Below are 6,426 nucleotides of genomic sequence, written 5' to 3'. Positions count from 1 at the left end.
GCAGGCGATCCGCCATCACGATGCCGACTGGGAAGGGTATCGGGACCGTCAGCGCCGCATCATCGCGCGCTATCTGTCGACGAACGCCGAAGTCGTGGCGCGCTATGACGGGTTGCTGCTGCAGCTGGAATCCGCTCCAGCCCGGACATCATGATCGAAGACGCGAGGGGCGAGCCATGACGGTTCAACAGCCTGTTTCCGTACAGGCACAACGCCTGCTCGATCGCGGCGACCTGATCGGTGCGGCGAAACTGATCGACGGCCACGGCACGCTGGAGTCGACGGATGCTTCGCTGCTGGCGATCACGAGCCGCATCATGCGCATGCGTGGTCACCCGTCCAGGGCGGCCGCGCTCGCGGACCGGGCGCTCGCGCTCGACGCGAACAACGGCCTCGCGTTGCTGGAGCGCGCGAGGCAGGCCACAGCGGCGGGCGATCCGCTTGCCGCGAACGGCTGGTATGCGCGCGCCTATCGAAACATGCCGGATGGCGAGACGTGGGTGCTCGAATGGATCGAGTTGCAGATGGGGCAGCCGGACGGCCCGAACATGCTCGACGTGGCGACCCGCTTCTGCGCGGCACAGCCCGCCAATGCACTGGGCTGGTTCCAGCTTGGCCTGCTGTATCAGCGCGTGGGCCGGCACGATGCCGCTCTCGCGGCGTATGCGAAGGCCGACCGGCTCGACCCGGCTGTATCGATGCTGCAGAACAACACCGCGGCGGCCCATATCGAACTCGGCAATCTGCCGCGGGCGAAAGCGATTCTCGAACCGCTTCTGGTGCGCGAGCCGGCGAATGCGCTGGCCTGGAACAATCTGTCGGTCGTCCTGCTCGGCCTGCGCGATCTCGCCGGCGCGGAAGTCGCGTCCGAACGCGCCTGCACGCTGGCGCCCGATTACCCGGTGGCGCTTGTGACCCGCGTGCAGGTCCTGAAGGAACGGCAGCAATGGAATGCCGCGCTGGCTGTCGCGCAGCGCGCCGGGCAACTGGACCCGGCCAATCCGTTGGTCATCTGGGCGTTGGCCATGCTGCAACTGGCACAGGGCGATTACGCGAACGGCTGGGCGAACCACGAATCACGCTGGTTCGGCTCGCGCGAGTTGCGCGACGCGGTGCCGAACCTGCCGTCGCCGCGCTGGAATGGCGAATCGTTCAAGGGCCGCACATTGTTCGTGTGGGGCGAGCAGGGGAATGGCGATGCGATCCAGTTCGCGCGCTTCCTGCCACGGATCGCGGCACGCGTTCACGAGGAAGGAGGACGGCTCGTCTACTGCTGTTTCTCGCAACTGCTGCCGTTGTTCGCGCGCAGCTTCGTGGAGAGTGTCGACGAGATCGTGCCGCACGATACGGCGGTTCTTCCGGCGCACGATTTTCATTTGCCGCTCGGCAGCCTGCCGCTCGTGCTTGGCGTAACAGAGGATCGTCTCGCCGATGCCGCGCATTATCTGAAGCCCGCTTCCGATCCCGTCGCGCGCCGGAGCGCGGGGCCGCGCGCACAACGGCCTCTGCGCGTCGGGCTCGTCTGGAGCGGCAGCCGTACGCATCAGCGCAATCCGCTGCGTGCGATCGATCCGTTGCTTTATGCGCGTGCATTTCATGGCGTCGAAGGCGTCGAGTTCATGTGTCTGCAGGTCGATGCCGCCGACGATGTCGCGGCGATGCGGCATGCGGGGCTGTCCATCGAAGACCCCACCGTGGCATGGGGATCGTATGACGACACCGCCTCGGCGCTGTCGACGCTCGATCTCGTGGTGACGGTCTGTACGTCGGTGGCGCATCTCGCCGACGCGCTCGGCGTGCCGACATGGCTGTTGCTGGACGTCAATCCGCACTGGGTCTGGTCGACGGAGCGTACCGACAGCGCGTGGTATCCGGGCCTGAAGCTTTATCGGCAGAGCGCGTACCGGCAGTGGGAACCTGTCGTGGAACGGGTGGCCGTCGATCTGACGCGAGTCGCGGCCGGCCTGTCCGACGTGGCGCCCGTCGATGCGTGAGCCGGCAAGGATCACCACATAGGCCATCCCGTCACGATCGACAATTTGGAGAGTGCCAGATGCGATCGCATTGTGTTCTGAGTTTCTTGACCGGCCATGCGCCGACGGCGTTTGCCAATCACGCGCGCTATGCCGACACGCACGGCTATCGCCGCGTATGCGTCGATGCGTCGGACGGGCCGCGCAGCGCCCAGGTCCAGACCTTGCATTGCTACGAAGCGCTGCTGCATGCGCTCGACGGCTGTCCGGCAGACGGGATCGTTCTGTTGCTGGGCGAGGATGGGCTCGTCGTCGAGCCGCATGCGCTCGACCGGCTGATGGCGGGGCGGGACGCGCTGCTGGTCGGCGTCGAGAAAGGCCGGCCGCAGACCGACGTGCAGTTCTGGCGCAACACACCCGCGACGCGCGAGCGCATCTACCGGATCATGCAGCGTTGCAGGCTCGGCGGTGAGCCGTTCGTCGATGCCGCGACCGTGCTGGGAGATGAACCGGTACATCCGTGGCACGAGCGGATCGACGACCTGTATGCGGTGATGCACGCGGGCGCCAACATCGATCCGTACTGGCGGCGCGCGGCGACGTTTGCGCTCAGTCTGGGCGATCTGCATGATTCGCCATCCGAAGCGAGTGCCGCGCCGCGCATTCGCGAGATTCTGTGCGCTCACCTGGAAATGTCGGGGCTCCGGGGGCTTGCGCCTTTCTCGTTCGAGACGCCGGCTGTCGATGCCTCGGCCGATCGCAGCACCTATGCGCCTCACAACGCGCCTCAAAACGCGCCCGGCAATGTGTCCGCCAAGGACGTCGCGTTCGTCATGCTTTATACGCCGGGCATTGCCGGCTATGGCGGCATCGCGGAAAGCAATCTGCGGCAGTACTGCGAGCGGCATGGCTACACGTTTTACGTGTATCGCGACACGCCGGCTGAAATCGGCCTGTCGGGAACCGGGAACTGGTTCAAGCCGTGGCTTCTCGACGCTTATCTGCCGCACCACGAATGGGTCATCTGGGTCGATGCGGATGTGTTGATCCTCGATCACGAGCGGCCCATCGACGATCTGCTGCGCGGCCGCGATCGTCTGCTCGCGCGCGACATCGGGCAATGGCCGTTCAATTCGGGCGTGATGGGATTCCGCCGTACCGAGGGAAACGCGGCGATGCTGCGCGGGCTAAAGGCGCGCATTCGCGGCCTGGCCGATCGGTCGTCCGTGTATGCGCACAACGGCGACCAGTTCTACTTCATCGAAGCGATGAAACAGTCGGGCTTGCTCGACGAGGCGGACATTCTGAGTCCGCTCGTCATCAATACGCCGTGGTTCATGGTCGGTCCGGACAGTTTTATCGCGCACTACTACGGCATGTGGACGGAGATGCGCACGCTCGTCATGGCGTACGACGAAGCCCGGCGTCTCGTGCGTGATTCGCAACGACAGGAGAAATGACGCGGGTTCCAACACTCTTCCGGGACATCGGTATGTCTCTTCTCGGCCAATTGTTGGCTCACGCGGTTCCGCAGCAATTCTCACGCAGGCGCGTGCTCGTGCGCACCTGCTGCGCGTATGACGCCGGTGTTGGCGCTGGACATCGGAAATGGACTGGAAACAACCGGGAAGCAGCCGGGAAATAACCGGGAAATAACCGGGAAATAACCGGGAAATAACCGGGAAATAACCGGGAAATAACCGGGAAATAACCGGGAAATAACCGGGAAATAACCGGGAAATAACCGGGAAATAACCGGGAAGCAACAGGCAAGCATAGGGGAGCGTCCCGTTTCGCAGTTGGAAAACAGTAGAGAGGTGTCGTGGTAACCGATCCGTAGCGTGTGCTCATACTCCGATGCCGTACTGAAGCACGGAGCGACGTGGTATGAATCTGGAGAATACGATGAATAACACAAGGCCTGAACCCAACAGATTCCCATTCATCTGGGATCGCATCATCGCCGTCATCATCGTGGTCAGCGGACTCGCGATGGCTCTCGGCGGCGGCTGGCTTCTCGCGCTGCATGGCAGTCCGTACTATGTGTTCGCCGGCATTCTGCTCATCTGGTCCGGTGTGCTGCTGTGGTTTCGAAGCCTGAAAGGCGCAGGGATATTCGGCATCGTCTATCTGATTACGCTGCTCTGGACGCTCTACGAAACCGCACTGCGCTTATGGGGATGGGTGCCGCGCATGGGCTTCCTCACGGGCCTTGCGTTCTTCGTCGCGCTGATGCTGCCGCGGCTGGCCGACCGAGCGGGACAAAGCGGGCATTACCGTGGTTTGGCCAAGATCCTTGCAGGCATCTGCATTGTGTTTGCGGGCACCGCATTTGCGCTGTCGTTCATTCCGCAGCAGAGCTATCTGTCCGCGACGGCAATGCCGGATACGCCGCTCGTCGCCGGGGACGAGTTACATGCGCCGCAACCGGATGCCGACTGGACTCACTACGGCCGCGATACCGACGCCACCCGTTATTCTCCGCTCGACCAGATCAACCCCGGCAATGTGAAACAGCTTCAGGTTGCCTGGGTCTACCACACCGGCGATCTGCCGCCCAAGGGCAAGGTCAACAAGTGGGCGGCCGAAATGACGCCGATCAAGGTGGGCGACGGCCTTTATCTGTGCACCGCGACCAACAATCTGGCGAAGCTCGACCCGACCACCGGCAAGGCAATCTGGACTCACGACGTCGGGACGCAGTATAAGAGCGTGCCCTATACCGCCGCCTGCCGCGGCCTCGAACACTATGTATCGCAGACGATTTCCACGGGCCAGCCGTGTCACGAGAAAATCATCGAGGGGACGATCGACGGCCGTCTGATCGCCGTCGACGCATCCACGGGGGCCTCGTGCGAAGGCTTCGGCGAGCATGGCCAGGTCAGTCTGCTCGACGGACTCGGCAAGACCGTGCCGGGCTTCGTCGCGATGACGTCGCCGCCCGTTATCGTCAACGACACCATCGTGGCCAATCACGAGGTGCTGGACGGCCAGCGCCGCTGGGCGCCGTCGGGCGTGATTCGCGGCTTCGACGCCGATACGGGCGCCTTCAAATGGGCGTGGGACGTCAATCGTCCGGGCCAGCATGGCGAGCCTGGCGTCGGGCAGGAATTCAGCCGCGGCACGCCGAATTCGTGGGGGCCGATGGCGGGCGACGACAAGCTCGGTCTCGTCTATGTGCCGACCGGGAACTCGGCGGCCGACTACTACAGCGCCATGCGCACGCCCGCCGAGAATCGCGTCGCGTCGTCGATCGTGGCGCTCGATGCGGCAACGGGCGAGGAGCGCTGGGTATTTCAGACCGCTCACAAGGACGTGTGGGACTACGACATCGGTTCGCAGCCGACGCTGTTCGATTTTCCGGGGCCGGGTGGCCCGGTGCCGGCGATGGTCATCCCGACCAAGCGCGGCCAGCTGTTCGTGGTGGACCGTCGCAACGGCCAGCCGCTGCTGCCCGTCGAGGAGCGGCCGGCGCCGCAGGGCAACGTGCCGAACGATCCGCGTACGCCGACGCAGCCGTGGTCGACCGGGATGCCGCGCCTCGGGTTTGCCGATCTGCAGGAAAGGACGATGTGGGGCATGACGCCATTCGATCAGTTGTACTGCCGGATCAAATTCCGCCAGGCGCACTATGTCGGCGAGTTTACGCCGCCGATGGTCGGCCAGTCGTGGATCGAGTATCCGGGATACAACGGCGGCGTCGACTGGGGTAGCGTCGCCTACGACCGGACGAGGGGCGTCCTGATCGCCAACTGGAACAACACGCCGATGTACGACCGGCTGCTGTCCCGCAAGCAGTCCGACGCCATGGGGCTGTATTCGATCGACGATCCGCGCCATACCGACAAATCCGGCGCGGAAGGCCCTGGGGCGATGGCCGATACGCCGTACGGCGTGGACGTGCAGCCGTTCCTGATGCCGCTCACGCAGGTCCTGTGCAACGAACCGCCGTACGGCATGATGACCGCGATCGACATGCATACGCAGAAGGTCATCTGGCAGCATCCGTTCGGCACCGCACGGGCGAACGGTCCGTTTGGATTGCCAACCTATATGCCGATCGAAGTCGGCACGCCGAACAACGGCGGGCCGATCGTCACGGGCGGCAACCTGATATTCGCCGGCGCCGCAACGGATAACCTGATCCATGCGTTCGACCTGAAATCGGGCAAGATGCTGTGGAGCGATCTGCTGCCGGGCGGCGGACAGGCGACGCCGATGACCTATTCGGTCAACGGCAAGCAGTATCTGGTCATCATGGCGGGGGGGCATCACTTCATGCGCACGCCGGCCAGCGATGCACTCGTGGCGTATGCTCTGCCGGACAGTGCGATATCGGGCGGGGCGTCGCAGTAGTCGAGTAGTCGAACCGGCGCGGCTGGCGGTGCGGCACGCGCGGTTCGAATCACGCTTGCGAAGCACTGAAGGCGGCCGGCTTCGCATCGATCGCGCA

At 64.2% G+C, this 6,426-nt stretch carries 3 protein-coding genes; all 3 read left to right on the top strand.

Features of this window, described 5'->3' with window-relative positions:
• Nucleotides 1-176: 176 nt before the first annotated feature.
• The 3 genes from F3J19_RS28070 (at nucleotide 177) to F3J19_RS28060 (ending at nucleotide 6,329) form a co-directional block, all read left to right on the top strand.
• On the top strand, nucleotides 177-1,994 hold the full coding sequence (locus tag F3J19_RS28070; RefSeq protein WP_167049006.1) for a tetratricopeptide repeat protein: 1,818 nt from the start codon (nucleotides 177-179) through the stop codon (nucleotides 1,992-1,994).
• Between the two features lie 59 nt (nucleotides 1,995-2,053).
• Nucleotides 2,054-3,433 (top strand): galactosyl transferase GMA12/MNN10 domain protein, encoded by a 1,380-nt coding sequence (locus F3J19_RS28065; RefSeq protein ID WP_167049004.1) that lies wholly within the window; start codon nucleotides 2,054-2,056, stop codon nucleotides 3,431-3,433.
• Nucleotides 3,434-3,878: 445 nt separating this feature from the next.
• Nucleotides 3,879-6,329 (top strand): membrane-bound PQQ-dependent dehydrogenase, glucose/quinate/shikimate family, encoded by a 2,451-nt coding sequence (locus F3J19_RS28060; RefSeq protein WP_167049002.1) that lies wholly within the window; start codon nucleotides 3,879-3,881, stop codon nucleotides 6,327-6,329.
• Nucleotides 6,330-6,426 lie beyond the last annotated feature (97 nt).

This window comes from Burkholderia sp. Ax-1724, from assembly GCF_011752995.1.
In the GTDB taxonomy this organism is placed as follows: domain Bacteria; phylum Pseudomonadota; class Gammaproteobacteria; order Burkholderiales; family Burkholderiaceae; genus Paraburkholderia.
Note: the sequence above shows the minus strand (reverse complement) of the source record. Positions and strands in the feature narration are given on the sequence as shown.

Coding starts and splice junctions, on each gene's coding strand:
- F3J19_RS28070 (WP_167049006.1), top strand. CDS start 177: ATGACGGTTCAACAGCCTGTTTCCGTACAGGCACAACGCCTGCTCGAT.
- F3J19_RS28060 (WP_167049002.1), top strand. CDS start 3,879: ATGAATAACACAAGGCCTGAACCCAACAGATTCCCATTCATCTGGGAT.
- F3J19_RS28065 (WP_167049004.1), top strand. CDS start 2,054: ATGCGATCGCATTGTGTTCTGAGTTTCTTGACCGGCCATGCGCCGACG.